The sequence below is a fragment of the Corynebacterium sp. ACRPS genome (genome assembly GCF_022346005.1).
Lineage (GTDB): Bacteria > Actinomycetota > Actinomycetes > Mycobacteriales > Mycobacteriaceae > Corynebacterium.
Genome location: NZ_JAKRMY010000008.1, coordinates 23105 through 49212, shown reverse-complemented (window position 1 = coordinate 49212; position 26108 = coordinate 23105). Strand labels below are relative to the sequence as shown.

At 58.0% G+C, this 26108-nt stretch carries 21 protein-coding genes, 1 tRNA gene and 2 pseudogenes; 8 read left to right on the top strand and 16 right to left on the bottom strand.

Annotated features, from left to right (window positions below):
- Nucleotides 1–2 precede the first annotated feature (2 nt).
- Nucleotides 3–1148: an acyltransferase family protein gene (locus MHX65_RS06040; protein WP_023024225.1), complete on the top strand. Its 1146-nt coding sequence runs from the start codon at nucleotides 3–5 to the stop codon at nucleotides 1146–1148.
- Here MHX65_RS06040 and MHX65_RS06035 read toward each other — a convergent pair.
- Genes MHX65_RS06035 through MHX65_RS06025 form a run of 3 tightly spaced genes read right to left on the bottom strand, consistent with a single transcriptional unit; the run spans nucleotide 1042 to nucleotide 4959 of the window.
- Nucleotides 1042–4218, bottom strand: coding sequence for an alpha-(1->3)-arabinofuranosyltransferase domain-containing protein (locus tag MHX65_RS06035; protein WP_239269274.1), 3177 nt, complete (start codon nucleotides 4216–4218; stop codon nucleotides 1042–1044). The genes MHX65_RS06040 and MHX65_RS06035 overlap by 107 nt on opposite strands.
- Before the next feature lie 14 nt (nucleotides 4219–4232).
- Nucleotides 4233–4430 (bottom strand): DUF2613 domain-containing protein, encoded by a 198-nt coding sequence (locus MHX65_RS06030; protein WP_023024221.1) that lies wholly within the window; start codon nucleotides 4428–4430, stop codon nucleotides 4233–4235.
- Between the two features lie 22 nt (nucleotides 4431–4452).
- Nucleotides 4453–4959, bottom strand: coding sequence for a universal stress protein (locus MHX65_RS06025; RefSeq protein ID WP_239269273.1), 507 nt, complete (start codon nucleotides 4957–4959; stop codon nucleotides 4453–4455).
- 58 nt (nucleotides 4960–5017) lie between these two features.
- Here MHX65_RS06025 and MHX65_RS06020 point away from each other — a divergent pair, with 58 nt between their 5' ends.
- From MHX65_RS06020 to MHX65_RS06005, 4 genes are all read left to right on the top strand, one after another.
- On the top strand, nucleotides 5018–6145 hold the full coding sequence (locus MHX65_RS06020) for a glycoside hydrolase family 3 N-terminal domain-containing protein (RefSeq protein ID WP_239269272.1): 1128 nt from the start codon (nucleotides 5018–5020) through the stop codon (nucleotides 6143–6145).
- 34 nt (nucleotides 6146–6179) lie between these two features.
- Nucleotides 6180–7868: a VanW family protein gene (locus MHX65_RS06015; protein WP_239269271.1), complete on the top strand. Its 1689-nt coding sequence runs from the start codon at nucleotides 6180–6182 to the stop codon at nucleotides 7866–7868.
- A 1104-nt stretch (nucleotides 7869–8972) separates the two neighbouring features.
- Nucleotides 8973–9416 carry a hypothetical protein gene (locus tag MHX65_RS06010; RefSeq protein WP_239269270.1) on the top strand — a complete coding sequence of 148 codons (444 nt, stop codon included), beginning with the start codon at nucleotides 8973–8975 and terminating at the stop codon, nucleotides 9414–9416.
- A gap of 363 nt (nucleotides 9417–9779) precedes the next feature.
- Nucleotides 9780–10229 (top strand): hypothetical protein, encoded by a 450-nt coding sequence (locus tag MHX65_RS06005; RefSeq protein ID WP_023024210.1) that lies wholly within the window; start codon nucleotides 9780–9782, stop codon nucleotides 10227–10229.
- 590 nt (nucleotides 10230–10819) lie between these two features.
- On the opposite strand, the gene MHX65_RS06000 is transcribed toward MHX65_RS06005, so the two are convergent.
- From MHX65_RS06000 to MHX65_RS11605, 5 genes and pseudogenes are all read right to left on the bottom strand, one after another.
- Nucleotides 10820–11500, bottom strand: coding sequence for a hypothetical protein (locus MHX65_RS06000; protein ID WP_023024208.1), 681 nt, complete (start codon nucleotides 11498–11500; stop codon nucleotides 10820–10822).
- 250 nt (nucleotides 11501–11750) lie between these two features.
- Nucleotides 11751–11864, bottom strand: coding sequence for a helix-turn-helix domain-containing protein (locus MHX65_RS11610; RefSeq protein WP_349819740.1), 114 nt, complete (start codon nucleotides 11862–11864; stop codon nucleotides 11751–11753).
- 100 nt (nucleotides 11865–11964) lie between these two features.
- The gene (locus MHX65_RS05995; protein ID WP_023024206.1) at nucleotides 11965–12327 is read right to left on the bottom strand and encodes a primase C-terminal domain-containing protein; all 363 of its coding nucleotides are present in this window, start codon (nucleotides 12325–12327) and stop codon (nucleotides 11965–11967) included.
- A 172-nt stretch (nucleotides 12328–12499) separates the two neighbouring features.
- The gene (locus MHX65_RS05990) at nucleotides 12500–13324 is read right to left on the bottom strand and encodes an IS3 family transposase (RefSeq protein ID WP_349883461.1); all 825 of its coding nucleotides are present in this window, start codon (nucleotides 13322–13324) and stop codon (nucleotides 12500–12502) included.
- 77 nt (nucleotides 13325–13401) lie between these two features.
- Nucleotides 13402–13759 (bottom strand): annotated as a pseudogene (locus MHX65_RS11605) (transposase).
- Between MHX65_RS11605 and MHX65_RS05985 the strand changes: the two are divergent.
- Nucleotides 13728–14452 (top strand): annotated as a pseudogene (locus MHX65_RS05985) (integrase core domain-containing protein). The pseudogenes MHX65_RS11605 and MHX65_RS05985 sit on opposite strands and share 32 nt — an antisense overlap.
- A gap of 96 nt (nucleotides 14453–14548) precedes the next feature.
- On the opposite strand, the gene MHX65_RS05980 reads toward MHX65_RS05985, so the two are convergent.
- Nucleotides 14549–14622 (bottom strand) — tRNA-Gly (locus MHX65_RS05980).
- Nucleotides 14623–14685: 63 nt separating this feature from the next.
- Here MHX65_RS05980 and dcd point away from each other — a divergent pair.
- Together dcd and MHX65_RS05970 are read left to right on the top strand one after the other, a co-directional pair.
- Nucleotides 14686–15255 carry a dCTP deaminase gene (dcd, locus tag MHX65_RS05975; RefSeq protein WP_239269269.1) on the top strand — a complete coding sequence of 190 codons (570 nt, stop codon included), beginning with the start codon at nucleotides 14686–14688 and terminating at the stop codon, nucleotides 15253–15255.
- 42 nt (nucleotides 15256–15297) lie between these two features.
- The gene (locus MHX65_RS05970) at nucleotides 15298–16614 is read left to right on the top strand and encodes a UDP-glucose dehydrogenase family protein (protein WP_239269268.1); all 1317 of its coding nucleotides are present in this window, start codon (nucleotides 15298–15300) and stop codon (nucleotides 16612–16614) included.
- Here the strand turns inward: MHX65_RS05970 and MHX65_RS05965 are convergent.
- The 7 genes from MHX65_RS05965 to MHX65_RS05935 all read right to left on the bottom strand — a co-directional run bounded on the left by MHX65_RS05965 (nucleotide 16611) and on the right by MHX65_RS05935 (nucleotide 26030).
- Nucleotides 16611–17738, bottom strand: a complete 1128-nt coding sequence (locus tag MHX65_RS05965; protein WP_239269341.1) for a YibE/F family protein — start codon at nucleotides 17736–17738, stop codon at nucleotides 16611–16613. The genes MHX65_RS05970 and MHX65_RS05965 overlap by 4 nt on opposite strands.
- A gap of 256 nt (nucleotides 17739–17994) precedes the next feature.
- Nucleotides 17995–19224, bottom strand: coding sequence for a pyridoxal phosphate-dependent aminotransferase (locus tag MHX65_RS05960; protein ID WP_239269267.1), 1230 nt, complete (start codon nucleotides 19222–19224; stop codon nucleotides 17995–17997).
- Nucleotides 19225–19279: 55 nt separating this feature from the next.
- Complete coding sequence (locus tag MHX65_RS05955; RefSeq protein WP_239269266.1) at nucleotides 19280–19930, bottom strand: DUF1707 SHOCT-like domain-containing protein; 651 nt, start codon at nucleotides 19928–19930, stop codon at nucleotides 19280–19282.
- A gap of 75 nt (nucleotides 19931–20005) precedes the next feature.
- Nucleotides 20006–21313, bottom strand: a complete 1308-nt coding sequence (locus MHX65_RS05950; protein ID WP_239269265.1) for a cation:proton antiporter — start codon at nucleotides 21311–21313, stop codon at nucleotides 20006–20008.
- 34 nt (nucleotides 21314–21347) lie between these two features.
- Entirely contained in the window at nucleotides 21348–24218 is a 2871-nt protein-coding gene (locus tag MHX65_RS05945; RefSeq protein WP_239269264.1) for a (Fe-S)-binding protein, read from the bottom strand.
- A gap of 106 nt (nucleotides 24219–24324) precedes the next feature.
- Nucleotides 24325–25224 (bottom strand): oxygenase MpaB family protein, encoded by a 900-nt coding sequence (locus tag MHX65_RS05940; protein ID WP_239269263.1) that lies wholly within the window; start codon nucleotides 25222–25224, stop codon nucleotides 24325–24327.
- Nucleotides 25224–26030: an NAD(P)-binding protein gene (locus tag MHX65_RS05935; protein WP_239269262.1), complete on the bottom strand. Its 807-nt coding sequence runs from the start codon at nucleotides 26028–26030 to the stop codon at nucleotides 25224–25226. Before MHX65_RS05935 ends, MHX65_RS05940 begins: the two co-directional genes overlap by 1 nt.
- Nucleotides 26031–26108: the final 78 nt, after the last annotated feature.

Below are 26108 nucleotides of genomic sequence, written 5' to 3'. Positions count from 1 at the left end.
GCGTGCGCACGCAGGCATCTGTGAAAAGACTACCCCAGCACCTGCCGGAGCTAGACGGCCTACGCGCGGTTGCAGCACTAGGGATCATTGTCACCCACGTATCCTTCCAAACCGGCACCGGGTGGGGATTTGCCGGGCGTTTCGATTTCTTCGTCGCCGTCTTTTTCGCCCTCAGCGCCTTTTTATTGTGGCGCCGGCGGGGGCTGCACACGGCGCGCGGCTATGCCCACTCCCGCATCGCGCGCTTGGCACCGGCCTATTACGCCTGCGTGGTATCGGTTTTGCTGCTGCTTCCCGATGCCCACTCCATCACCCCCACCCAGATCCTCGCCAACCTGACCTCCACGCAGATCTATGTGGTCGATGGCCTTGCCCCGGGCCTTACCCACCTCTGGTCCCTCTGCGTGGAGTTCTTCTTTTATCTGGTCCTACCGCTTCTGGTGTGGGCCCTTGGCAGCCTGCCGCAGCGCTGGCGCATGGCCGTTATCGCCGGCGGCGCCGTGCTGAGCTGGGGGTGGGGATTTATCCCCTTTGTCGCGGACTACGGCGAGGACCAGGTCAACTCGCAAATCTGGCCGCCGGCTTATGCCTCGTGGTTCGCGGTGGGCATGCTGGCGGCGGAGGTGGAAGAAAGGGGCATCGGCAAGCGCACGGCGCGGATTCTGCGGGTGCGCTGGGCCTGGGTTGTGCTGGCGGGGCTCGTGCTGTGGGTGGCGAGCCGGGATTGGTTTGGGCCGGCCGGGCTGGTGCATCCGGAGCCGGCGGAATTTGCCCGCCGCATCATCGCTGGGGCGGTATTCGCGGCGTGCGTGGTGGTGCCGGTGGCCTTGGTTCCACGTGGAACCTCGTGGCTTACCTCGCCGCTCATGCAGGCGCTGGGCGCGTGGTCCTATTCCATTTTCTTGTGGCACGTGGCGGTGCTCGCCGTGGCCTTCCCGTTAACCGGGGTGGCGCTGTTTAGCGGGAAACCGCTGGATTTTTGGGTGATCCTTGCCGTCACGGTGGTGGGGACCGTTGTGGTTTCTGCGGCGAGCTATACGCTTATCGAGCGCCCGGGCCGCGACCTTCTGATGGGCCGTGGCCGGGTCCGGGGCCGGGGCCGTCGACGGCGAAAAGGCAGGCCAGCCCCGCGGCACATAAGCACATAAGCAGCACGGAATCGCCGGCATAGGCCCCTGAGGTCCATGGAGCTCGGGCAAGGATGGTCCCGGCCGCCGCTACCACGCCGCTGGCAAAATAAGCCCGCGGAATGGTGGTCCAGCGCACGATGAGCCAGGCGGCCATGCCCGCAAGTACTGCCGGCCAGCCCACCAGTGCCAGGCAGGCTAGCGAGTACATCGCAGAGGCCATGCCGCCAGGATCCGGGTGCCAGGTGGGCTGCGGGCTGCGGCGCGCGGCGAAAAGCAGGCAGAACCCCAGCGTGGCCAGGCCGAGTGCGCCGCCAAAGAGCAGGGCGGCGCGGTAGGCAGGCTGCGCCTTAAAGGTCATGCGGAATTCCCCAGTGGTGCCCGCGGGGACGATAAACGCCTGGGTGGCGGCATCGATCTCGTATGGGGTGAGCTCGGTATCGCCGATAAATCCGCGCAGGCCCTTATTGAAGGCGCGCCCGGTAATGAGCAGGCGCTCCTCTTCTGCAGCAGCGATGGAAAAATCGGTGAGGCGATAATCGTCTGGCGGGGACCAGCCCTTTTCCGTCATGGACACCCATGCGCCGGTGGTACGTACGCGGTGGACGCCGGGCTCGAGGGTTAGGGTGCTGCCGGGGGAGTACCGGTGGGAATCGATGAGTACCGGCTTGGTGGAATCCACGGTGACCTCCATGCGGCGCGGCACGGTGACATCGCGGATGAGCACCCCGGTATCGTGCACCATCTGCTGGAAGAAGAATTGGTGCACATCCGGCGAGGTATCTGGCACGGTGACCACGCGCTCGATGGGGTGGCCTTCTACCTCCAGTTCCGCGATGCCGGTGCGGTGGGATAGTTCCACGCGGATTGCCTGGGAATCCCCGCCGGGCACGCGCACCGTCTTGGAGCGGAAGGGCTGGAGATCCACCTCTACTGCAGCACCACCCGAGCGCACCGTGACCGTGGTGGAGCTGGTGGCCATGAGTTTGAGGCGCGGTTGGCTGAAGTCACCGCGCAGCTCGATCCAGCCTTCATCGTCGCCGGGCGCGGGCCACCAGGCGGTGGAATTTTCCCCATCGACGGCGGCGGTGGCGGACTTTTCCGGTTGGGCGCCGCCAAAGGCGGTGGCGTCGGCGGCAGAAGAAGAGACCTCCACATCGCCGCCGTGGGTCTCCACCGTGGTCAGTGGGCCGGCGGAGGGATAGTCGCGCAGGCGGTTATACACGTGGCTGGGATCGTCTGTGGATAGCGGCGCCGAGGCGGCGCCGTGGAGCGTGCCGTAATTGCGATCTACCAGCGTGGGGGTATCGGTGACGATATCGGCATCATCGTCCACCAGCTCGCGGGCGGCGGGGCCATTATGGGCATCGAGGAAGGCCAGCGCCTCGCCGCCACCAGCCACGCGGACGGGATCGGTTGAGGTCAATGCCATGGAATGCTGCTCGAGCATAATCACATCGACCTCGCCAAAAGTATGCACCTCACCGCCAAATTTACTGCTCAAGGTGTCATTATCGGCGCCAAAGAGATCGTGGCGCACTATCACCGCGCCGATGCCCAAGCGCTGCAAGGCGCGCACGCCGCTGGCCGGATCCTCCTTCAGTGCTGCCATCACCCCGTCGAGGCCACGGATGGCCTCCGGTGGGACGAGGGGAATGGCATCGCGGACGGCCCAGGGGACATCAAGAAGCGGCTGCGCCGGCTCATCGCGGGTCCAACCCCACTCTTGGCGGGCGAAGGAGGCCTCGGGATAGATCAAAGTACGAGTATTTTCCGCGTGCTCGTTGATATAATCCGTGGCCTCGTGCCAATAGTCCGGCACCTCGTCGTAGGCGCCTAGGGGCAGCAGCCGCTGCGACCAGGCTGGGGAGAGGGCGCTGATGCACACGAGCAGCACCAGCGCGCCCACGGTCTGCTTCTTGGTGGGGCGCAGGCCAGTGGGCAGCGGCAGGCGCTGGCAGGCGCGGGCAAAGCCCAACAGCAGCGGGATGCGCACCAACGGATCGAATTTGTGCAGGTTGCGCAGGGGTGCTAGCACCCCATCGAGCGCATCGAGGTACCACGCCGCCTGGCAGCCCAAAATCGCCACGCCAGTAATCAGCATGATGGACCACACGCGGGGCAGCCGGCACAGTCCATAAATGCCTATCGCGGCCACGGCCATGGTGATAAGGACAAAGAAGGCAGAGGTCGCGAGCTCGTTGCCGGCGACGCGCTCGGCATCCGCAAAGGGTGACCAGCTCGTTGTTCCGCGCAGGATTTCCGGCAGGTTCAGCCACCGGGTGGTCACGTGGGAGGATTCGATAAATTCCGTAAACGGTGGGGCGTAGCGGCCCAAGATTAAAAGCGGGCCAATCCACCACGCGGATACGCACAGGCAGCCAAGCAGCCAGGCCGCGCCGGGCTTGAAGGCGCGGCGGTAGACCACGATGACAAGCGCCGGGGTGCACGCCGCGAGCGTGGCGGTGGCATTGACCGCGCCCATCAGCGCCACGGGAATCGTGGCGGCGGTAGCATCGCGCCAGGTGAGTTTTTCCCGCAGGAAGGGCAGGATGACCCACGGGGCGAGCATGACGGGCCAGGTTTCAGAAGAAATGGCCGTTAGCGTGGACAGCGAGCGCGGGGAGAGCGCATAGAGCATCGCCGCTACCCAGATCCACCGGCCGCGCAGGCCTATCCGGGTGGCCAGCTTGTAAAAGCCACTAAAGCCCACGCTTAAGACCAGCAGCCACCACAGGCGTTGGGCTATCCAATCCGGCAGGGGCTCGGTTAAAACAAAAAAGGGGCCTTGCGGGAAGAGGTAACCGTAGGCCTGGTTCTGCAGCTGCCCCAGGGTAAAGATATCGGTATAGGCATCGAGCGCGCCGCGCAGGAAGTGGCGCGGGTTCGCGGCCAGATCGTGTTTGGTATCGGCGGCGGTCAGCCCCCACGGTTGTACCGCGAGGATGAGCGCCAAGGCAATAATGCCGAGCGGGTAGGGCCGGGCAAGGCGCGCGCAGCGGTGGCGCAGGGCGCGGGCTAGTGCGCGGTAGCGGTGTACATAGGAACCGCTATGTGGGCCGCGGGGGAGCTGATCGGTCCGGTCATGCACGCCGGTGCGCCCATCTAATTGCGGGAACCGTATTCAGGCCCGCCCAGCACCGCATCATCGGCGGAGACCGCATTGCCTTCCGGCACGGTATCGCTGCCGGAGAACTGGGCGATGCCGATGATGGTGATAATGCCCAGGGCGATGCCCACAACAGCGCTACCCACGGCGGGGCCGAGGGTGCGCTTGTTTAAAGAATCGGATTCCAGAGCCATGGCTAAAGATATTAGCAGCTACTTAGAAGTATTCCGGATCGTCGTCATCCGCGTCTTCGTCGTTTTCTTGCGGGACGATAAAGACGGGCAGGCCCGCGTTGCGCACGATCTGGTCCGCCGTGGAGTTGGTCCACCAGGCGCGAAAGCCGGTGAGCGCGCGGGTGCCGGTGACGATGACATCCACGTCGAGCTCGTGCGCGGCATCCACGATGGCCGAAGAGATGGTGGTGGCGGATTCCACGAGATGCGCGCGGCCGGCCAAACCAAGGCTTTCGGCCAATTGGGTGCCCTGGCGGCAGATCTTCAGCGCTTCTTCGTAAGCCGGATCGTCTTCCACGCTATCGGGGGACACGGTGGACTGGTGCATGCCTGTGCGGCTGACGGCGCGCGCGGTTTGGCGGGCCACCGGCTCCCACGCGGTGAGGATTTCCACCGTGGAGGGGCGCAAAAGCTGGGCGGCGTACTCCAGGGCGCGGTCGGCGCGTTCGGTGCCATCATAGGCAATTAACATTGTTTTGCCGTTACTCATGTCACTAGTCTACCCACCGCCTAGGACAGTTCGCGAGGAATCCTGCACACTGGAAGGCATGACATATTCCCGCATCATTGTCAGTTTGGGCCTCGTGGCGGTGCTGAGCGCCTGCTCTAATTCCGCCTCGGACGAGGACAAGTCGCACGAATCTGCCGCTCCCGCGTCCTCATCACCCGATACCTTCGCGCCCGCCACCGAGGCGGCACCAGCGCCGGCGCCGGAGGATATTCGCGCCACCGCAGCTTCGGTGCTCATGCCGCCGGCAACCAGCTATGAGGACGCCAAGGCCAAGCTGGAGGCCGGGGTGGGAGGCATCTTCATCCCCAGCTGGGCGGATCCTGGTTTGCTAGAAGAAGAGGGCCGCAATATTAACGCCCTGCGCGCGGAACTAGGCCGCGATTTCGAGGTCGCCATCGATTTTGAGGGCGGGCGCGTGCAGCGTTTTTCTGAAATCTTGGGCGAATACCCCTCCGCGCAGCAGATGGCGGCGGACAACTCGCCGGAGCAGGTGGAACAGCTGGCGGGGGACATCGGCAAGCGGTTCATGGACTACGGCATCAACGTGGACTTCGCGCCGGTGCTCGATGTCGATGGCGATGGCCTCGAGGTTGTGGGCGACCGCGCCTTTTCCACCGACCCCGCGCAGGCCGGCGAATACGGCGCCGCCTTCGCCCGCGGGCTGGATGCCGCCGGGGTTAAGGCCGTATTCAAGCACTTCCCGGGCCACGGCCGTGCCTCGGGCGATACCCACCTGGCGGAGGCCATTACCCCGCCGCTAGAAGAGCTTGAGAACCATGAGTTCATTCCCTTTCGGAATGCCATGTCCGCAGCACCGAATGCGGCGCTGATGATGGGCCACCTCGCGGTCCCGGGCCTGGGCGATGGCCAGACTCCTGCCTCCATCCTGCCGGAAGCTTACGGCCTTGCCCGCGAGACTTTACAGTATGACGGCACCATCTATACCGATGACATTGGCGGCATGGCGGCGATTTCGGATTCGCTGCCGCTTGCCGATGCCGTGATTACCTCCCTCGCCGCCGGCGCCGACATGCCCCTGTGGTCCACCGAGGCCGATATTAATGCGGTGATCGATGCCGTCGTGGGCGCCGTGGATGAGGGCAGGCTGGCCCCTGAGCGCCTCGGCGATGCCGCCCGCCACGTACACGATGGGGACAGCGACTAGGAAAAACGCCCCTTTACCCGTTAACCTTTAAGGCGTGAAGAAGGCAGAAGGAAAAAACGGTGCAAAGGGCTGGCTTATCACGCTTGGCGTGATCGTTGGCTTCGTCCTCATTGCGGGCATCGCTTATGCCTGGGATGTCATAGCAAACCAGGACAAGATCCCGCGCAGCGTCTCCGTCGGCGGCGTGGATATCTCCGCCATGGAGCGCACCGCCGCCGTGGCCAAGCTCGAGGACGAGCTCAAGGGCGTTGAGACCCAGCCCGTGACCGTGACCGCAGGAGATCTGCAGTCCGAATTTACCCCTGCCGAATCCGGCCTGGCGCTGGATAACCAGGCCGCCGTCGATGGCATCGAGGAGCCTTCCCTCAACCCCATTACCCGGTTGGTTAGTTTCTTTCGCTCTACAGAAGACATCCCGGTTGAAACCGATGTGGATGATGGCAAGCTGCAGCCCACCCTTGACCGCGTCAAAGACGAGCTTTCTACCGATCCGGTCGATGGCATGCTGGAGCTTAATGATGGTCAGCTCAAGGTCACCGATCCCACGTTGGGGCAGACCGTAGAAGGCACCGAATTGCACGATGCGGTGGCAGCGAATTGGCTCGATAAGGCTGGCGTGCAGGTGGAGCCGGAAGAAATTGAGCCGGCCATTAATGACGAGGCCATTGAAAAGATGCGTACCGGTGACGCCGCCAAGGCCCTGGATAATCCGCTGACCTTGAAGGCGAAAAATAACGTCACCGCAACGCTGAATAAGCCGGAGATTTCCCAGTTCACCAGCATTGAGAAAAAGGATGGTCGGCTGCACCTAGTGGTTGATAGCAACCGCGCGCAGCAATTGCTGCAAGAGCGCACCGATGGCGCCGATGTGCCTGGCGTGAACGCCAAAGTGAAATTCGCTGGTGGCTCCAAGCAGGTCACGCCCTCCCAGGACGGCGAGATTATTGACTGGAAGCCGACCATGGAGGGCTTTGATAAGCGTGTGACTGGCGATGACCGCGAGTGGGACGCAACCTACAAGCCAGACCCAGCCGAGTTCACCACCGAGGACGCCGAAAACGCGACGTTTAACGATACCGTGGGCGAGTTCTCCACCGGTGGATTCTCTTCTGCCTCCGGGCGCAATATTCAGCTGGTGGCCCAAGAGGTCAACGGTGCCGTGGTGAACCCAGGTGAGACCTTCTCCCTCAACGGCTATACCGGCCCCCGCGGCACCGCGCAGGGCTATGTGGAATCCGGCATCATCATCGACGGCCATTCCGGTACCGCCGTGGGCGGTGGCATCTCCCAGTTCGCCACCACGCTGTATAACGCCGCGTACTTCGCGGGCATGCAGGATACCGCGCACACCCCGCACTCGTACTACATTTCCCGCTACCCGGCCGGCCGCGAGGCTACCGTGTACGAGGGCGCCATTGACCTGCAATTTACCAATACTTTCAATACCCCAGTGCAGATCGAGACTAATTTTGGCGGCGGTGAGATCACCGTCCGCTTGAAAGGCACCAAGACGGTAGAGGTGGAATCCATCAATAACGGCCGTTGGGCCAAGACCGAGCCACAACCGAGGTCCGTGCCAGGCAGCGACTGTTCGCCATCATCCGGTGCCCCGGGCTTTACGACGTCCGATACCCGCATCATCAAGGATCTCAGCGGCAAGGAGCTTTCCCGCGAGACCAAGACCACGGTCTACGATCCACAACCCATCGTGCGGTGTGGTTAGCCAGTAAGCAAAGTGCGTTGCCGCTGGCCCAATCTCGGCGGCCATGCAGCGCGCACAACCCAGCGTGAGTACGACAAAGGCTCCCGCAGCGGGTGTAGTGCCATGCTGCGGGAGCCAGACTCGTTAGTCATCCGTCTTGCCTCGCAGGGGGTTGAAGGTCATGTTTTTCGTGGGGGACAACCACATCATGCTCATCTTTCACCGGTGCCACCGTGGGCACTGCGTTAATATGGACGGTCAAGTCCCGTGTAGTGGTGTAGACGTTTATGCCTCCGGCTCGGTATGAAGTTCGGGGTTTGATTAGGATGTTAGCCGGCGCCAAAGAGGCCGTCGTTATCACGGTGAAGAGTACTCCTGTGTTCAACTTGCACGCAGTCGCGACGGTAAGGATCGCTAAAGTCCTCGGGTTGTGGCCTGTGGATTGGCGATAATCATGCGAGACAATAAAAACGATTGACCAGCCCGGTTATTTTATAACGCCGGTGCACATGCATTCGACTAGGAAAAGATCTCGATAGTTATCGATGAATCGGATCATTTCCCACATTTTGGGTCGAGTTATGACGCGAAAAACTCGGGCAGCCTTCAGAAGTTCATTAGTTTCGTGTAGCTGGTGATTTACACGGTCTAGCATTGCGTTTTCGGCAGCCAAATCTTCAGGTTTGGACTCTGGTATGTCCCCGGCACTGCGGGCAGGGTTAAGTCCAAAGACGGGCCGTATGCCATGAAACCCCAACTTTGGGGCTGCTGCCTGGCACGCGGGGTGCATCGACGTATTTTCCGCCGAGATGCGATCTTCCACGAGACGGACCGGACGTTCCTTGGCATCCTGATCAAATTTCCTTGGCATGTTCCAGATTTCCCCATCTACTGAAACGGAACGATACCTGAGAAACTTTACGCTGAGGCGGTCCGTTTACGCTTCAGCAACCTGGTCTTATGCAGAATGGCAGCAACGACTCAACCTCAGTAATGCATCAGCACTCTTGGAATGCGCACGCCCCTAATAATGGTTGGCTAAGATTTAAGTCTGAACAACCTCTTGACGGCTCTCAGGCGATCGAATAAGTTTCTGGAAAAGTAAGCTATCAGGGTTGGAGAATAATGTCTTTATTTCTTAGGAAAGTAGCGATAATCACCGCGGGCTTCATTGCTACTTCTACAGCTACCACTGCGACTGCAACTGCTACCGAAACGCCCACTTTCAATCTATCAACCAACCAATTAAAAGTTGCCGAACTAGAACCGGGTCAAAGCGCAAGATTTGCCAAAGGTGAAGTTGCCGAAGTTCTCTTCGCAGGGTCCGAAGTTCGCAGTACCGAAGCTACCCTAACAACTATGGCTGCTGTTCCAGCACCAAATTGCATTGTAGCGCGAGCAGAAAAGGGATTCGTCCAAGTTTATAACAATTGTGGAGGAAGCGACCCACAACGAGTAAAAGTGGTGCTAGCCTTCGGGCTCGACACTCAATGCAAATCAATTCAACCAGGGACACGTACTAATATTGGCGTTGCCACAGGCCGAATCGATGGCGTTTTCCTTTGCTAACTGAGGGCTGCTGAACTATGAAAAGAGTTGTAAAAATCACGCTGGAATCTTATCCATTCTAGTCGCACTGAGTTGTTTAGCTCCCCTAGCATATGGGCTGGGTCCAGACGACCCACGGACTAAGAATAATAGAGGGATGTATACGGTGAAGTGCCAAGTCCATCAGAATACAACAGGTAACCCAGTTGTTGGTTTCGTCATCGGAAACCATAAAAATGATCCAGAAAAGGCTGAAAAAGAAGCAAATAACTTCGTTTCCAGATTCGGTGACAATCATGCTAAGAGACACTGTAAGACAATTGGCCAATACAGGCAAAACGGTGCTTATAGCACTAACTGGACTCCAAGATAATATAGAAATATATGCTAAATAAAAGTTTAAATCCAAGCGTCCACATTTGGTGCTATATAACGAAATTCGTCTGTCCATTCGAATCTCTGCCCAAAGCGAAAGAGAAATATCAGGAAGCAGTAGAACGTGTAAGACAGTCTCATAAGGTTCTTTTAGCATCCGAACAAGCTTACCTCTTAGGCCAGACCGAGCCGATATTTAGTCTCCTTATTGATGAAATTGTCGGATTTGGAGAAGAGTTGTCGGACTCAGAGAAAGAAAATTACTCCGTTTTCATTTTCACGACCATCGTTGAGGTACCAGAAAAAGAGGAAGATGATAAAAAAGACCCAGTAATGCAAATTGCTGCAAAGCTAGAGCTAGATGCCGAAGATGATTTTCCCTCAACTTTTCCTAGTCGTACTCGATTAATCTGGATGAGCGAAAGCGGAAAAGAATCGTCAAACTGCATTATTCAATAGAACCTGTCACCGGGTGGAGAAGTATCATTATAACTCTCTATCGTGCTTGACCCCTGTTTGGTGGGCACTTGGATGCGATCTACGAAGCTAAAGGACTGCTCGACACTGTGTGGGCAGCGGTTGGTGGCCGGAGGGGGCTAAAATCGCACCAGAGAGCTAGTAAATTGGGCGAAAGACAACGAAGCGTGAAGCACCACACCGTCTGGAGTCAGCACATCGGAGACTCCTGCCTTTAATCGTCGGCTGATTCCCGGTATGCATGAGGGCAGGAGAAAAGGTGACGCGAGCACTAGCACGCAGACAGTAAAGTTCAACACCTAAAACTCTGACTCAACAGTGGTGCAGGTCTTGAACGTTCACCACTAGGAGCGGTAACTATATTACCTGTGAAATACAGTTATCACTCAATATCTAAATCCTGGAATTTATTGGAAGAATTCCCCTTGCCAGTAACTTCTCCTTTTATGTCTTTTATGTCTTGCCGTACCCCTTTTATAAAGGACACCGCTTTTATCAGGAATAGTGTCAAGGCCACTAGTAATGCTACGGCAAATATAGAAAATATAATATCATATACCATCATAGTTGCATCAAGATAACGCTTGAGCGCGGCCTCCGGAAACCTCAAGGGTTAGAGATAGCGTCGTTGTCCATAAAACCTTCACTGCAGTTGCCTGGAAAGACATTCTAGCTGAGGCTGGAGATATATTTCGGTTCTGCCATTGTTGGGTTATTTCAAGGGAGGGCGAACTTGTAGTGTGGCCAATGGCTCTATGAATTATCGGGCTATGCATATTCCTAATCGTAGCGTTTACTTTCCCACTCTTTGCCGTTGAATAATCTGCATAGAATGAGTACGAGAAAGCGATGCCGTTGTACACAACTCGGCAGTTATCGTGTCGAACCCAGTTCAAATGATCGTAGCTTCGGCAATTGGAAATCCCGGTTCCTCTAGTAGCGTACCTACTAGGTCCCATTTCTACCGTACTAACGGAACCATCCTGGTATATATTCTTCTTCGTTACTCGACCGTACTCCTCAGTTTCTTCACTGCGTATAGGTTCCGATTCTGGATTATCTGCGTCAATTAATTCACCATTCTCAATTTTCCCAATTAGGCGATCTTGAATTGACTTGTCGGTGATTCCATTCTGAAGAAACACGTTCCTATACTCCCGCTCGATAGACCCATCGATAGGGTTATCCAAGCTTTCCACCTCTTGCTCTTCTGTAATTGCAGGGGGAGAGATAATTGAGGAAATTGCAAGCATGCTAGAGAGAATTAATGAACAACTTTTTTCATGAAATGTCCTTCGTATATTTAGAAAGTAAAATGTCTTTACATTTTACATTAAGTTCAATAGTTTTCATAGGATTGTTTCTAATTTGTTACATTTCTGCGGGCGTGACATGCGCGGAGGGTGTCTCTACTGAAAACCTAGGTGCTTAGGTAGTGAGTCATGCTTGCTTAGCAAGGTGAGCTGCACGTGCCTATTGCATAGACGGAGGCCAGGATGTGGATCATGCACGCGCCTGGTCTTTCATGTGCACATAACGATGCACGGTCCCGACAGAGCAGCCGACTCCTTTAGCGATCGCACGCATAGATAGCCCTTGGTTGTGGAGCACCCGGATTTTATCGCGTTTTTCGTGCGCACGTCCGATAAACGCCTTACGAAGTTCCGATGTCTAGCGGCGAATGGTGTGGGGAGGACGACCGATTTTTAGGGCAGCTTCACGTGCGGTGAGCCTTGGAGATCGTACGCCTAGCCTTCGGGGTGCATCTGGCTTGACCATTCGGTACCTCACTTGCTGTTTCGTTGCGTTGTTGGGACCGTTTTTCGCCTGATTTTCCGCGTGCTGCTCGGATGGCGGACAATTGTTCGGGATTGAATCGTGTCCATACCCAGTGGGCGATGCTGGGGGCGAGGCGGTGGATTTCTTTTTCGGGGAGGGGGTCGCGGTGTTCTTTTTCTAGGTTGAGGTTGGCGGCGATGGCGTGTGCGTGGACAACTTCAACCCAGACGTTGATGCCGTCTGTCCAATTGCGTTTGTTCGCCCTAAAGGCCCAGCGGCGAGTACGGTCGAAGATATCCACATTGCGTCCAAAACCGGAGCTTTCCCGTGGTCGAGGGTCGTTCTAGAGGGGGCAGTGCTCCCAGGCTATCAAGGGGCTTGCGCTAGTTAATGGAGGCTGTAGGTGAGGTCGTGTTCTCCCCATAAGGTGCCGTGGTCGTTCTGAGCGGCCTGAAGTGCCCCGGGTTTTGTTCCTAGGCATTTGCCTTGATTTCTATTATTGCCTGTGGCGGGTTCTGCTTCCAAAACTCGGTTTCGACCTCGACCGGGGTTCGGTATCCCAAGCTTTGGTGGAGCCTTGTCTCGTTCCACCATGACACCCACTCGAACGTCGCGATTTCTACCTCGACAACATCATCCCACCTGCGGGTATGAATCAACTCGTTCTTGTAGGAACCATTAACGTTTTCAGCCAGAGCATTGTCATAGGAATCACCAACAGTCCCGGTGGAAGCGATAATGCCGTGCTGGGCAAGTCGCTCGTTGTAGACCACGCTGACATACTGTGAGCCGTGATCCGAATGGTGAATGAGACCTGTTGTTTCCTCAGCACACACGATCGCCTGGTTAAGAGCTTGCAGTGGCAGTGCTTCGGTCCGCATCGAATCTGATAACGCCCACCCGACGATCCGTCGGGAGTAGACGTCGGTGACAAACGCGGCGTAGACAAAGCCTTTCTTCGTGCGCACATACGTAATGTCGGCCACCCACAGCTTGTTCGGGCCCTGAGCTTTGAACTCACGCTCAACCAAGTCCGGGCGCAGATCAGGCACGTTAGCTTTTCGGGTTGTGATTGGTGATCCGCCTGTGCCTTTGCCAGAAACACCGGCCAGGCGCATCAGTCGGGCGGTTTGTTCACGCCCGATATCGATTCCTTCACGGCGAAGCGCATGCCACATTTTCCGCACACCGTAAGCACCGTAATTATCCCGATGAACAGCACTAATGCGTTCAACTAGAACAGCATCACGAAGGCGACGAGCACTTAACCCCTCGGGCTTTGGACTGGCGATAACCACGCGGGGTGATAAACCCACCAGCCCGGTTATTTTTCAACGTCTTACAAATGAACTCGACAGAGAAATAATTCCGGTATTCATCGATGAACCGGATCATTTCCGACGTTTCGGGTCGAGTCATGAGGCGAAAAAGCTGAGGCAGCCTTCAGCAGCTCATTAGTGTCGCGTAGCTGGTGATTTTCACGGCGCAGCCTCGCGTTTTCGGCGGCCAAATCTTCACACACAGGTTCTGGGATGTTTCCCGAACGGCGGGCTTGCTGGGTCCATTGACGAGCCGTGTGCCATGAAACCCCCAACTTTGGAGCTACTGCCTGGCACGCAGCCTGCTTCGACATGTTTTCTGCCAGGATGCGATCCTCCACCAAGCGAACGACGCGGTCCTTGGCATCCTGGTCAAATTTTCTTGGCATGTTCCAGATTTTCCCATCTACTCAAACGGAACAAAACCTGGGACACTTCACAGCACGCGTTTACAGGCACTGCAGTCGCAGAAACGCTCCAACACCTCATCGACACCTACGGGCCACCCGCATCCACACTCACCGACAACGGACTGGTCTTTACGGCACGACTCACAGGTCGAAAAGGAGGCCGCAACGCATTCGAGAAAACCCTCAACCACCACCGCATCCAACAGAAAAATGGTCGTCCAGGCCATCCCCAAACTCAAGGAAAAATCGAGCGCTTCCACCAAACACTCAAAAATCGATCAACGCCCGACCACCCGCTAAAGCCGTCGCTGAACTGCAGACACTCCTCAATGAATTCCGCGACTACTACAACACCACACGCCCCCACAAAGCCCTAGGCCGACGCACCCCACACCAGGCCTACACCACCGGCACCAAAGCCAACCCAGCCCACAACCCGACACAAGAATGGCGCACAAGAAACGACGTCGTCTGGGACAACGGCAAAACCACCGTGCGCTACGCCGGCAAACTCTTCCACCTAGGCATCGGCCGCAAATGGAAGAGAAAGAAAATCCTCATGGTCATCGCCGACAACCACGTCATCACATCACTAGCCGAAACCGGCGAAGTCATCACCGAACACTACATCGACACCAGCCGCAACTACCAAAAGCCCTACTGGAAACAAGGAGACCCACCCCTAGACCCCAAATAACAACAAAACCGGCATCCCAGAACAAAAAGAAACTGAGATGCCGGTTTGTCAACGATGTCGCGACTCACCCGTCAAGCATGTCGCGACTCATGACAGTGGAGCCGACGACGGGAATCGAACCCGCGCCAGCAGCTTGGGAAGCTGCAGTTCTACCATTAAACTACGTCGGCGCTGCGCTAAATGCGCTTTCCCTACTATACACCTTGGGTAGGCGATTGAGTAGAATCGGGTCCGTGCTTCTTTCAGATCGTGATATTCGTTCCGCCATTGATTCCGGAGAGCTGGGCATCGAGCCCTTTGATAGTGAGCTTATCCAGCCTTCTTCCGTTGACGTGTGCTTGGATAAGTACTTCCGCGTATTCAATAACTCCCGCTATACGCACATTGACCCCAAAGAGGAGATGCCGGAGCTTACCACCTTGGTGGAAGTAGAAGAGGATCAATCCTTTATTCTTCACCCCGGCGAGTTTGTTCTTGGTGCCACGTTGGAGAAATTCACCCTCCCGGCTGACCTTGCCGGGCGTTTGGAGGGTAAATCCTCGCTGGGACGGCTGGGCCTTTTAACCCACTCCACCGCGGGCTTTATCGATCCCGGCTTTTCCGGGCATATCACCCTGGAGCTTTCCAATACCGCGAACCTGCCCATTGCGCTATGGCCGGGGATGAAAGTGGGCCAGCTGGCCATCTTTAAGATGACCTCGCCGGCGGAAAGCCCCTATGGCACGGGTGCCTTGGGATCGAAATATCAAGGTCAGCGCGGCCCAACGCCATCAAAGTCTTACCTGAACTTCCGCAGGGATTAATCTGGTATTTACATAAAATCTCTAGGATGAGGTTTTATGCGGATGACTGTTATTGGCACCGGTTACCTGGGTGCTACCCACGCCGCCTGCATGGCGGAATTGGGGCATGAAGTATTAGGCGTCGATGTAGACGAGGATAAAATCTCCGTCTTGCAATCGGGCAAGGTTCCCTTTTTTGAGCCGGGGCTGCCGGAGGTGCTCGAGCGCAATATTGATGCTGGGCGCTTAGGGTTTAGCACGGATTATGACGAGGCCGCGCAGTTTGCCAACGTGCACTTTCTCGGCGTGGGAACCCCGCAGCGCCGCGGTTCTTATGCAGCGGATATGACCTACGTTAAGGCCGTTATCACGGACTTGGTGCCCAAGCTGCGCGGGGAGCACGTCATCTTTGGCAAATCCACCGTTCCGGTAGGTACGGCGGCGGAACTCCAAGAACTTGCGGACGGTTTAGCGCCCGAGGGAACTCGCATGGAAATCGCGTGGAATCCAGAATTTTTGCGCGAAGGTTATGCGGTGCACGACACCATTACCCCGGACCGCATTGTCATTGGCACCCGCGAATCAGAATCCCGCGCGGAAGAGCTTGCCCGCGAGATCTACGCGCAGCCGCTAGCGCAGGACACGCCCTTCATCGCGACCGATCTGCAGACCGCGGAGCTGGTAAAAGTATCCGCCAACGCTTTTTTGGCGACCAAGATTTCTTTCATCAATGCAGTTTCCGAGATTTGTGAGATCGCGGGGGCGGACGTGGTGGCGTTGGCGGATGCCATTGGCATAGACAAGCGCATTGGTCGCAAGTTTCTCGGCGCGGGCCTGGGCTTTGGCGGTGGATGCCTGCCCAAGGATATCCGCGCCTTTATGGCGCGCGCCGGTGAGCTCGGCGCTGATCAAGCGCTGACCTTCCTGCGCGAGGTGGATGCGATTAATATGCGCCGGCGCGACCGCATGGTGGATATGTCTAAAGAAGCCTTCAATGGCTCGCTATTGGGCCACCGCGTCACCGTGCTGGGCTGTGCCTTTAAGCCGAACTCGGATGATGTGCGGGATTCGCCGGCGCTCTCGGTGGCTGGATCCTTGTCCTTGGCGGGTGCGGCGGTCACCGTCTATGACCCAGAGGGCATGGAAAACGCCAAGAAGGTTTTTCCCACCTTGGACTATGCCGCCGACACGGAAACCGCCTTGCGGGAGGCGGAACTTGTCATCCTGGCTACCGAGTGGGAGCAGTTTAAGGAACTGGACCCGAACGAGGCCGGCGAGCTGGTAGATAATAAGCGCATTATCGATGGCCGCAATGTGCTGGACGTTGCGGCCTGGTCCAACGCCGGCTGGAAGATACAGGCGCTGGGGCGCACGCTTTAACGGCGGCGTGACGGGACCGTAAACGCGGCAATCAGCGTGGTAATTGGGACTGCGAGGGTCAGTGCCATGGCGCCGACGCCGGAGCGCAGGAGTTCGGTGGCGACGAGATCGCTGCTAAGTATTTGCCCCGCGGGGCGTTCAGCGGCGGTGATGAGCAGGAGCAGGGGTAATGCGGCGCCGGTATAGGTCAAAATGAGGGTATAGACCATCGAGGCAATGTGGTCGCGGCCGACCCTCATGGCGGATAAGAAAAGCTCTAGCGGTGTGGCAGCGGGGTCGGATTCATGCAGCTCGGTGATGGTGGAGGCTTGGGCGATGGCGACATCGGCAAGGCTGCCCAACGCACCCACGACGAAACCGCACAGCAGCACGCCCAGGATGGAGACATTGGGCATATATAGCAGCAGCTTGAGGTTATCTTCGGAGCTAAAGCCTTGCAGCTGCGAACTATCGATGGCCGCCCAAGCCAAAAACGCGGCGATGGCGAGCGCCGTCAGTGAACCGCCGACCGCAGAAGCGGATTTCCAATTCACGCCGTGGACAAGCGGCACGGCAAGGAGAATGATGGCGGTACAGGCGGCGAGGGCCACCCACAGGGGATTGGTGCCCGCAATGAGCGCTGGGATGAGGAAGCTGAAGACGATACCAAGGCTCAACCCCAAGCCGATGATCGCGCGCACCCCATGCCACGCCGCGAAAGCAATGATGACGATCGCGATGACCACTCCCCAGAGCAGGAGGCTATGGCTGCGCTGATAATCGGCAAAGGCATACGATACTGCCCCGGCAGGATCGGTGGCCTTGGATAGCACGATGTCATCGCCCGGCTGCAATTCTGGGTCGCCCGCGTTGCCGTAGGTGACCAATTGGGTCATCTTTCCCTCGTCCTCGCCGGAGGTGATCTTCACCAGCGCCCGGTCACAGTCCACTTCTTCCTTTTCCGGAATAAGCGGCGGGGTATCAAAGGCCAAGCCGGTCTGCTCCGATTGGCACGCCGAATGATCGGTCTTCTCCACGGTGCCTTCCACCTGCGGGTGGTTCAACGCGTAGGTGGACTCGAACTCCTCCGAGGTATGCTCAGAGGCAGCACTAGTGGGCCAGAGCAGGACGAGGCCGACCAGCATGGCGATAAGGGCCGCACCGATGGCGGTTACTAGCCCAATGCGCCACGGGTGACCGGATACCGAGTGCGCCAACTGACGTGGCTTTAGGCGTTGTAACCTCGACCGGCCCTGCGCGTGCCCGCTGGACTCCGATCGACCCTGCGCTTGCCGATGCCGCGAAGCGGCGCCCGTCGTCGAATTAGAAACCGAGGAATGTCGTCCCATACGATGTATTGTCAACGATTATTACTGCAATTACCAATCGTCTGCTGGGGTGCTATTGGCGGTAGCTTACTAAGAAATTGCCCAAGCGTTCGATGGCGTTTTCTAATTGGGAGGCCCAAGGCAGCGTGACCACGCGGAAGTGATCCGGGTGCGGCCAGTTGAAGCCGGTGCCTTGGACCATGAGGATCTTTTCCGCCTTGAGGATGTCCAACATGAGTTTGGAATCATCGTGAATCTCATAGACATTGGGATCCAGGCGCGGGAAGAGGTACAGCGCGCCCTTGGGCTTTACCGCGGAAACACCCGGAATCTCATTGATCTTGTCGTAGGCGATATCGCGCTGGCGCAGCAATCGTCCCCCAGCCCCGGTGAGCTCGTAGATGGATTGGCGCCCGCCCAGCGCCCCCTGGATGGCGTGTTGGGCGGGGACATTCGGGCACAGGCGGGTACCTGCCAGCAATTCGAGGCCCTCGATAAGCCCGTGCGCATTATGCTTCGGGCCCGTAATAACCATCCAGCCTGCGCGGTAACCACAGACGCGGTAGGCCTTGGATAGGCCATTAAAGGTAAAGGTCAAAAGATCGGGGGCCAGCGAGGCGATGGAGATATGCTTCGCATCGTCATAAAGGATGCGGTCATAAATCTCATCGGCCAAAATCAGCAGGTTGTGCTCCCTGGCGATGTCCACGATCTGCTGCAGGACCTCGCGCGAATACACCGCACCCGTTGGGTTATTGGGGTTGATGACCACAATGGCCTTGGTCTTTTCGGTGACCTTGGACCTAATATCCTCGATGGACGGGTTCCACTCGTCTTCCTCATCGCACAGGTAGTGCACCGGGGTGCCACCGGCCAGCGAGGTTGCCGCCGTCCACAGTGGGTAATCGGGCGCCGGGATAAGGATCTCATCGCCATTATTGAGCAGCGCCTGGGTGGTCATGGTGATAAGTTCTGATACGCCATTGCCCAAGAAGACATCGTTGATATCAAAATGCGGGAAGTCCTCGAGCTCATAGCGCGTGACGATGGACCTCCGGGCCGAGGTAATGCCTTTAGAGGTGGAATAGCCCTGGGAGGTGGGCAAGGCGCTGATCATATCGCGCATGATGACATCGGGTGCATCGAAGCCAAAGACGGCGGGGTTGCCGGTATTGAGCTTGAGGATGGTGTGGCCGTCCAGCTCCATTCTCTCCGCTTCCGCTGAGACCTCACCGCGAATATCGTAAGCGATGCCCTTTAATTTTTCGGACTGGTCAAAGATGCGGGGTGTGGGAGAAGTCATGGCCATATTGTGCCATCTTTCACAGCGCTAAGAAGGATTGCAGCGCAACTCAGTGCTATTTTTTATTCCACTTGCTGATTTGCTTCTTCGCCATTTCCATAGCTTGACCAGTAATTTCACCGGCCTGCTGGCGGCGCTCGGCCCACATTTTCTTCTCTAATTCTTTTTGGTGCGCCCGCTCGTGTGCCGTCAGTGCACGGATTTCGCGCTGTTGTTGGCGCTCAATCTGCCGCACCGAGGGGGCATGCCACGATTGCGGGCCCACCTTGGCCACGTACAAGAGGATCCACACGATGGGAATGAGCGCTGCGGCTACGGCACCGCCCGCTAGCAACCAGGGGCTATTCATGGTGGCGCTGAGCATGACAAGAGTAGGCGATGCCGCGAGCAGAACCACCGAGCTGGTCAGCGCGGTAGCGATGCGGGGCTTTTTCGCGGCATTAAAGGCGCGCTCCACATCGCCCTGGGAGTAGATTTTTGCCTCTTGCGATCCGGTCGCAGGGATATCACTGAAAATTGGCGCCAAGTCCTTGTGGGTGACGGCCTGCATGACGCTATCGGAGCGCTCCTCAAACTCGGTCATAGATAAGCGGCCTTCGCCCACTGCGCGGGCTAGATCCGTCAGGGCATCGTTGCGCTCTGAATCAGATAGACGCAGTGTCCGGTCATAGGGGGAGGATCCGTAGCTATTAGTCACAGTCACCATAATAGACAACCTGATTCAAAAAGAATATGCCCTGCCACGGTGGCAGGGCATAGCTTCTAGTGCGGGGTACACAGGCTAGAGCTCTTGCGACTCATCTTCTTTGTCGTCCTCGTTAGAATCCGATTTTTTCTTTGGATCGGATTCATCAACCGTCTTGGAGTTCTTCCTTCCCACCAGGTTGGCCAAGAACGGGAAGATGGCAACGGTCAATGCGCCACCGGCGACGAAGATGGATGCGGTTTCTTGCTTCATCAATTCCGAATTAACGGCCAGCGACGTCACGGCTACGATGATCGGCAGGCCGGTCGCCGTGTACAGGCTGACCTGGAGGCGTTCGCGCACCGTTTCAATTTCGGAGCCGGTGTGGCCCACATTTTCGCGCAGGAATACCGGCAGGCCGCGGGTGACGAGAATAAGCGCCGGGATGCCCAGTACCTTCCCCGGGTTATTAGCGATGGTATCCCAGTTAATCGTCATGCCGGAGACCACGAAGAAGACCGGGATGAGCATGGAGTGAAAGACCACATCGAGGCGGTGTTCTAGCCGTCGATGGAATTCATCCGGAATGATGCGGTTCAAGATGATGCCGGCGGCGAAGGCGCCCAGCACGATGTCGAGCTCAAAGACCGCCGTGACGGCCATGAGGGTGGCAAGGATCAGGATGATAAGGCGCAGAATGGTCTGGTTGGTAGACCCCGCACCGGAGATAAACGCCGCTTTAACCCACGGAATCGTCGTGGCAATGGCCGCCGGCATGATGGCGACGGCCACGGAGATGCCGATGAACGCAAGCATAATTAGCAGCGTGGTCCACGTGGAGCGCGTGCTCAGCAGCAGCGCCATCGCGGTAATGGGGGCGACCTCACCAATAGCGCCGTGAATCATGACCGATTTGCCCACTTTGGTCTCGAGCACACGGTCCTGCTTCAACATGGGTTGCAGCGTTCCCAGTGCCGTGGACGTCAGCGCCAGCGCCACCACGATGGCACCTGGGACGTTATCGACCAAGAAGTACGCACCGATGCCGCAAGCCACGAGGCAGATAAGCCAGGTGGACAGCGCGGTTCCCGCCTCTTTGGTCTTGAGCGTAGAAATCTCGATTTCAAAACCGGCGAGCAAGAAGAGCGCACCAACGCCCAGCTCTTTCAGCATGCTGATGCCGGCATCCTCATGCGCGACATCCAAAAGCGATGGGCCGATGACCATGCCAAAGATGATCAAAAGGGCAACGGCCGGCAGCCGGTTGCCCAACATGAACGACACTATGGGCGCCAACAGCGCCGCTAACATGATCCAGGCAAAGGAAACGAGGCTAGTGGTGTTTTCCGTCGCACCCGCTGCGAGAACAACAGTATCCGCAGCCCATCCCACATCTAAATGCATGGATCACAGCGTACGCACTCATCCCTGCACATGCCTACTCGGTATTCGTGTCCTTCGGCGGCGTGGGTGGCTTCGGCGGTTCCGGTGGCTTGGGGGCCTTGGGAGGCTCTGCGCTTGCCGATGGCGCCGGTGGTGCAGGCGGAGTGGATGGCGCGGACGGCGCGGACGATGCCGGTGGAGCCGGCGGGGCTGGCGGCGCAGCTGCCTCGGGTTTTTTGTCAGCCTGCGGTGGCTTTGGCGCTGCCGGAGCCTGTGGTGCCTTGGCAGCTTGCGGATCCTTTGGCGGTTGTGGAGCTGCAGGTGGTTCCGGCGCAGCTGGTGCTTGCGATGCAGCGGGTGGCTGCGGGGCCCTAGGCGGTTGGGGTGCCGCGGGTGCTTTCGCATTTGGAGCAGCCGGCGGAGTCGGGGCACCTGGAGCTGCCGGGGCACTTGGTGCTGCCGGAGCCTTCGGCGCCGCCGGGACGCTAGGTGCCGAAGAAGAACCCGGAGCCGCAGGGGCCTTAGGAGCCTTTGGCGGCGTGGGAGCACCCGGTGGGGCTGGCGCGCTGGGCGCGGAGGGGGCACTCGGTGCAGAAGGTGGAGTAGGCGCCGACGGTGCATTAGTGGATTGCGGCGCGCTCGGTGAGCTGGGTGCGTTGGGTGCCGAAGGAGCCTTGGGGGCCGCCGGTGCCGAAGGCGCGGCTGGAGCTGCCGATGCCGAAGGAGCAGAAGGCGCGGAGGGTGTAGCAGGTGGAGTGGCAGCGGTGGGGGTATTGCTGGAGGAGGGGGCATCGGCAGGCGTGGGTGCCTTGGGGGATTCAGCGGTGGTGGTAGCTGAGGCCGCACGGTGGCGCACTGGGGTGGCCAAGAACGCCTTGGGGAGAGGCTCTGGAAGGGTGCCCTTGTCATCCAGGGAAATGGAATTGCGCAGCATGGTGGCCACGTCGTTGACCTGGGTGGTGGGGGTGGACTCGGCGGCCAAAGACTTCACGCCGCCGGTCATCATGACATTGCAGAATGGGCAGCCAGTGGCGATTTCCTCGGCGCCGGTCTCTAGTGCCTGCTCCGTGCGGAACTCATTGATGCGAGAACCCAACTTTTCTTCCATGAACATGCGCGCGCCGCCGGCGCCGCAGCAAAAGGCCTCATTGCGGGACTTGTCCATCTCGCGCAGTTCTACGCCGGTGGCCTCGAGAAGCTCGCGCGGGGGATCGAAGACCTTATTGTGCCGGCCCAAGAAGCACGGATCGTGATAGGTGATGGGCTTGCGGTTTTCTGGGGTGCGCGGAACCGGCTGCAGCAGCTTCTCGCGTACTAGTCGGTTGAGTAGCTGCGTGTGGTGGAAGACATCGAAATGCCCGTCGAAGTCCGGGTACTCATTGCGGATGGTATTAAAGCAGTGCGGGCAGGTCGTGATGATTTTCCGCTGGCCTTCCGGCACGCCCTCAAAAGCGTTGTTGAGGGTTTCCACGTTTTGTTGCGCCATCATTTGGAACAAGAACTCATTGCCGGCGCGGCGAGCGGGATCGCCGGTGCAGGTCTCGCCGGTAGAAAGCACACCGAATTTCACGCCGGCGGTGTGGAGAAGATCCACGACGGCGCGGGTGGTGCGGCGACCATTGTCATCATAGGCACCGGCGCAGCCGACCCAGAGGAGGTATTCCATATCGGAGAAATCCGCGGCGTCCTCGCCAATGATGGGTACCTCGATGCCATCGGCACGCGCCTCATCAATCCAAGCGCGGCGCTCGGAATTATTGCGGCCCCAGGGGTTGCCCTTGGTTTCCATGTTCTTAAATAGGCCGGTGAGCTCTGAGGGGAAATCGGATTCCGCCAAGACCTTGAAGCGGCGCAGGTCTGCAATATGGTCGATGTGCTCGATATCAGTGGGGCATTGATCCACGCAGGCCCCGCAGTTGGTGCAGGACCACAGGACGTCATCGTCGATGACACCAGCCATCGAGAGCACATCGAGGCCCTCGTGCGGGCTGTAATTATCTAGCGCACCTTGGCGCAAGTCCATCATGACCTTTTTGGGGCTGAGCGGCTTATCGGTATTCCAAGCCGGGCACAGCTCTTGGCAGCGGCCGCATTCAGTGCACGCGGTTGAATCCAGCAGCAACTTCCAGCTGCCAGGGGTGATGTCTTCTTCCAAGTCCGGGGTGGGCAGGGATTTAAGCGCCTTATCCCCAGAGGTATTGCGCTGGAAAAAGATATTGAAAAACGCCATGAAGCGGTGCCACATGACACCCCACTGGAAATTGCGGGCAATAAAGAAGATGAAGAGGAGCCCGGATAGCAGCTTGACCAAGGCGAAGAAGCTGACCAGTGCCGGGGACTCAGGCAGTGCCTTAGCTAAGTGAACGGTCAAGAAATCCGCGACTGCGGAACCGCCACCAAAGGCCGCGATCTTGGAAGCTTTGACCAAGAGCATGCTGAGGCCCTCGATGAATACAATGGCCTCTACCCACCGGGCCGCCGCCGTTTGGGAGTTGAAAAAGCGGCTGCCGCGCTCGGTATCGCCTAGTTTCAGGCGCACTCCGATGAGGAAGCAGATGCCCAGCAACGTGCCGATGCCGAGTATTTCTTCTACAAAGTGATACACCGGCCAGGTGCTTAAGCCAGGCCACCCTTTATCCGGGGCGAAGGTTTGGATATAGGCCTCAAACCACACCAGGATGCCGAATAAAAAGCCCACCATGACCGCCCAGTGAGCGGCATTGACCAATGGCTTTCCCTTGAAGTGGGTGTGGCCGAAGACCTCTACCAGCACGCGCCCGAGGCGTTTTAGAGGGCTATTGGTGCGCTCTAGTTGGGTTGGTCCGCCCGAGCGGATGAACTTAATGAGCGCGCCTATGCGGGCGAAAAAGTATAGCCACACCGGAATCGATGTGGCTATAGCAATCCAACCGGACACGGTTGTCATTCGTGCTCCTTCACTACTGATGCTCCACGTTGTTATCTACCTTAAAGCCTCAAGGCGTCATCGTGGGAGTCAGTATTCAGTAACTATGAGTGAAGGGATATTGGCCTTAGTAGTGGAAGCCGCCTTCAGCTTCCGCCTTCTCAAAGGCGCGGGTAGCGATAGGAACCATACGTGCCTTACGCGGGAGGACGGAGAAGACTCCACGGACGGCACGGGAGAAGATCTTGAGCTTGCGCTCATCCTTCTTGGTCCACTCCCAGCCAAGCTTGTTGCGCAGCTTGTCCGGAATCATGCCGATAGCAACCCACAACAGCAGACGAGATGCGTAAGGTGCAATGGGCTTCCACAGCCAGTTGGGCACCTTGGGATCTGGGGTGTCGAGGGTAAGGCCGTTGATGATGCGGGAGCGCTCGATGGTTTCGCTGATATCGAGGGTATCGATCATGTTGTCTACGTACTCTTCAAACTCAGCGTACGTCTTTGGCGCATCGTCGGGCTCTGCAACCTCGTAGAAGGTGTACCAGGTACGGGTCTCCTGGAAGAGCTGCTCGCGCTCCTCTGGGGTCAGAGGATCCATGAAGTTGCCGGCCAGCTGGTACGGCATTGCAGCGAAGGTGGCGTGTGCCCAGTAGTACACATCCGGGTTCAGCGGGTGGTAGCGGCTTCCATCTGGGTGGGTGCCCTTGATGTCCTTGTGGAAGTCACGAATCATGACGCCAACTTCAGGGCCTTCATAGATCGTGCGGATGATCGGGAAGGCGGAGCGAACCAAGCGTGCAACCTCGTTATCGAAAACGTTCGAGTGCTGCACCAAGGACCGGCTGACGTCACGCTGGGCAATCTGCAAAAGACCAGCAGACAGTGCGACGAATGCGGAGCGCCAGTCACCAAAGCGTTGCCACAGGATGGAATCTGGACCCAGCTCAGGCAGGTTATCGGTGTTGTTATCTGCAGGTTGGGCGTGCTTGTCGTTTACAGTGCTTTCAGGATTGCTCAGAGTAGTCATTATGCCTCCTTAAGGGCAGTAGCGGACTTTTGTTGATTCTGGCGTTCGGACGAGGCGGACTCAGGGGCGTAGTTGGATGCTCGCTTGAAATCGTGGGCCGGTGCATCGAACCCTGCGAGCACTTCGCGGATTCCGCGTACGGTACCGGGCTGAACCAACCACTTATCGTGCTTGACGGTTAGTTCTCCTGGTCCACGAATCTCTAGCTGGCGGACGTAACGGCGGCAGTGATCGGCGCGGGCTTCGATGACAGCCAGTGGGCGACGCTTGAGGTAAGAGTCGCGCGGGGTAGGGCCGTCAACAAAGAGGGCATTAGGCAGCCCAAATACCTCTACACCGTGGTGCAGGTACATGTCATCGACGCTGGCCTTTGACCGTCCCGGAACGGAAATCCACGGGGATTCCTCGCCGGTGGCGCGAATCAACACATCGAAAGCTTGGGTTTCCTGACCGGAATCACCGAGGTAGGAGATTTCCCATTTGCCTTCTGCGCGGTCGAATTCGGCACCAGTAACGGCGGTGGAACCGCGGAACTCGGCGCCACTGGCAGCAACAGCCTCTTCAAGGTGGCGTACTACAGAAGCTGGCGAGCCGTCAGTTTTCGTGAGGCGGAGGTACGGGGTGCGGAAGTGGTACTTCCGGGAGACCTCGGTGGCATCAGCGGAATTGAAGTGACCGCCGATGTGTGGTTCTTGTTCAAAAAGAACGGTGTCGAATCCAGAGAATGCGCATTCAGAAGCCGCGGCGCATCCGGCTACTCCGGCACCGACGACTGCGACGGTCGGTCGGCGATATGGCTTGAACATACTGTTCCTTTCGAGTTTCACAGGGCACTTACCGGCCGCTGTGTATTGGCAATTTATGTACTCAGAGAGAACACAATT

What these genes read in the sequence shown, in the direction of transcription:
- MHX65_RS05955 (WP_239269266.1), bottom strand. Translation starts at nt 19,930, where the DNA reads ATGGTGACTGTGACTAATAGCTACGGATCCTCCCCCTATGACCGGACA.
- MHX65_RS05935 (WP_239269262.1), bottom strand. Translation starts at nt 26,030, where the DNA reads ATGTTCAAGCCATATCGCCGACCGACCGTCGCAGTCGTCGGTGCCGGA.
- MHX65_RS06025 (WP_239269273.1), bottom strand. Translation starts at nt 4,959, where the DNA reads ATGAGTAACGGCAAAACAATGTTAATTGCCTATGATGGCACCGAACGC.
- MHX65_RS05965 (WP_239269341.1), bottom strand. Translation starts at nt 17,738, where the DNA reads ATGCTGGTCGGCCTCGTCCTGCTCTGGCCCACTAGTGCTGCCTCTGAG.
- MHX65_RS06005 (WP_023024210.1), top strand. Translation starts at nt 9,780, where the DNA reads ATGCTAAATAAAAGTTTAAATCCAAGCGTCCACATTTGGTGCTATATA.
- MHX65_RS05960 (WP_239269267.1), bottom strand. Translation starts at nt 19,224, where the DNA reads ATGACTTCTCCCACACCCCGCATCTTTGACCAGTCCGAAAAATTAAAG.
- MHX65_RS05940 (WP_239269263.1), bottom strand. Translation starts at nt 25,224, where the DNA reads ATGACTACTCTGAGCAATCCTGAAAGCACTGTAAACGACAAGCACGCC.
- MHX65_RS05945 (WP_239269264.1), bottom strand. Translation starts at nt 24,218, where the DNA reads ATGACAACCGTGTCCGGTTGGATTGCTATAGCCACATCGATTCCGGTG.
- MHX65_RS06010 (WP_239269270.1), top strand. Translation starts at nt 8,973, where the DNA reads ATGTCTTTATTTCTTAGGAAAGTAGCGATAATCACCGCGGGCTTCATT.
- MHX65_RS05950 (WP_239269265.1), bottom strand. Translation starts at nt 21,313, where the DNA reads ATGCATTTAGATGTGGGATGGGCTGCGGATACTGTTGTTCTCGCAGCG.
- MHX65_RS06030 (WP_023024221.1), bottom strand. Translation starts at nt 4,430, where the DNA reads ATGGCTCTGGAATCCGATTCTTTAAACAAGCGCACCCTCGGCCCCGCC.
- MHX65_RS06020 (WP_239269272.1), top strand. Translation starts at nt 5,018, where the DNA reads ATGACATATTCCCGCATCATTGTCAGTTTGGGCCTCGTGGCGGTGCTG.
- MHX65_RS06000 (WP_023024208.1), bottom strand. Translation starts at nt 11,500, where the DNA reads ATGCTTGCAATTTCCTCAATTATCTCTCCCCCTGCAATTACAGAAGAG.
- MHX65_RS05970 (WP_239269268.1), top strand. Translation starts at nt 15,298, where the DNA reads ATGACTGTTATTGGCACCGGTTACCTGGGTGCTACCCACGCCGCCTGC.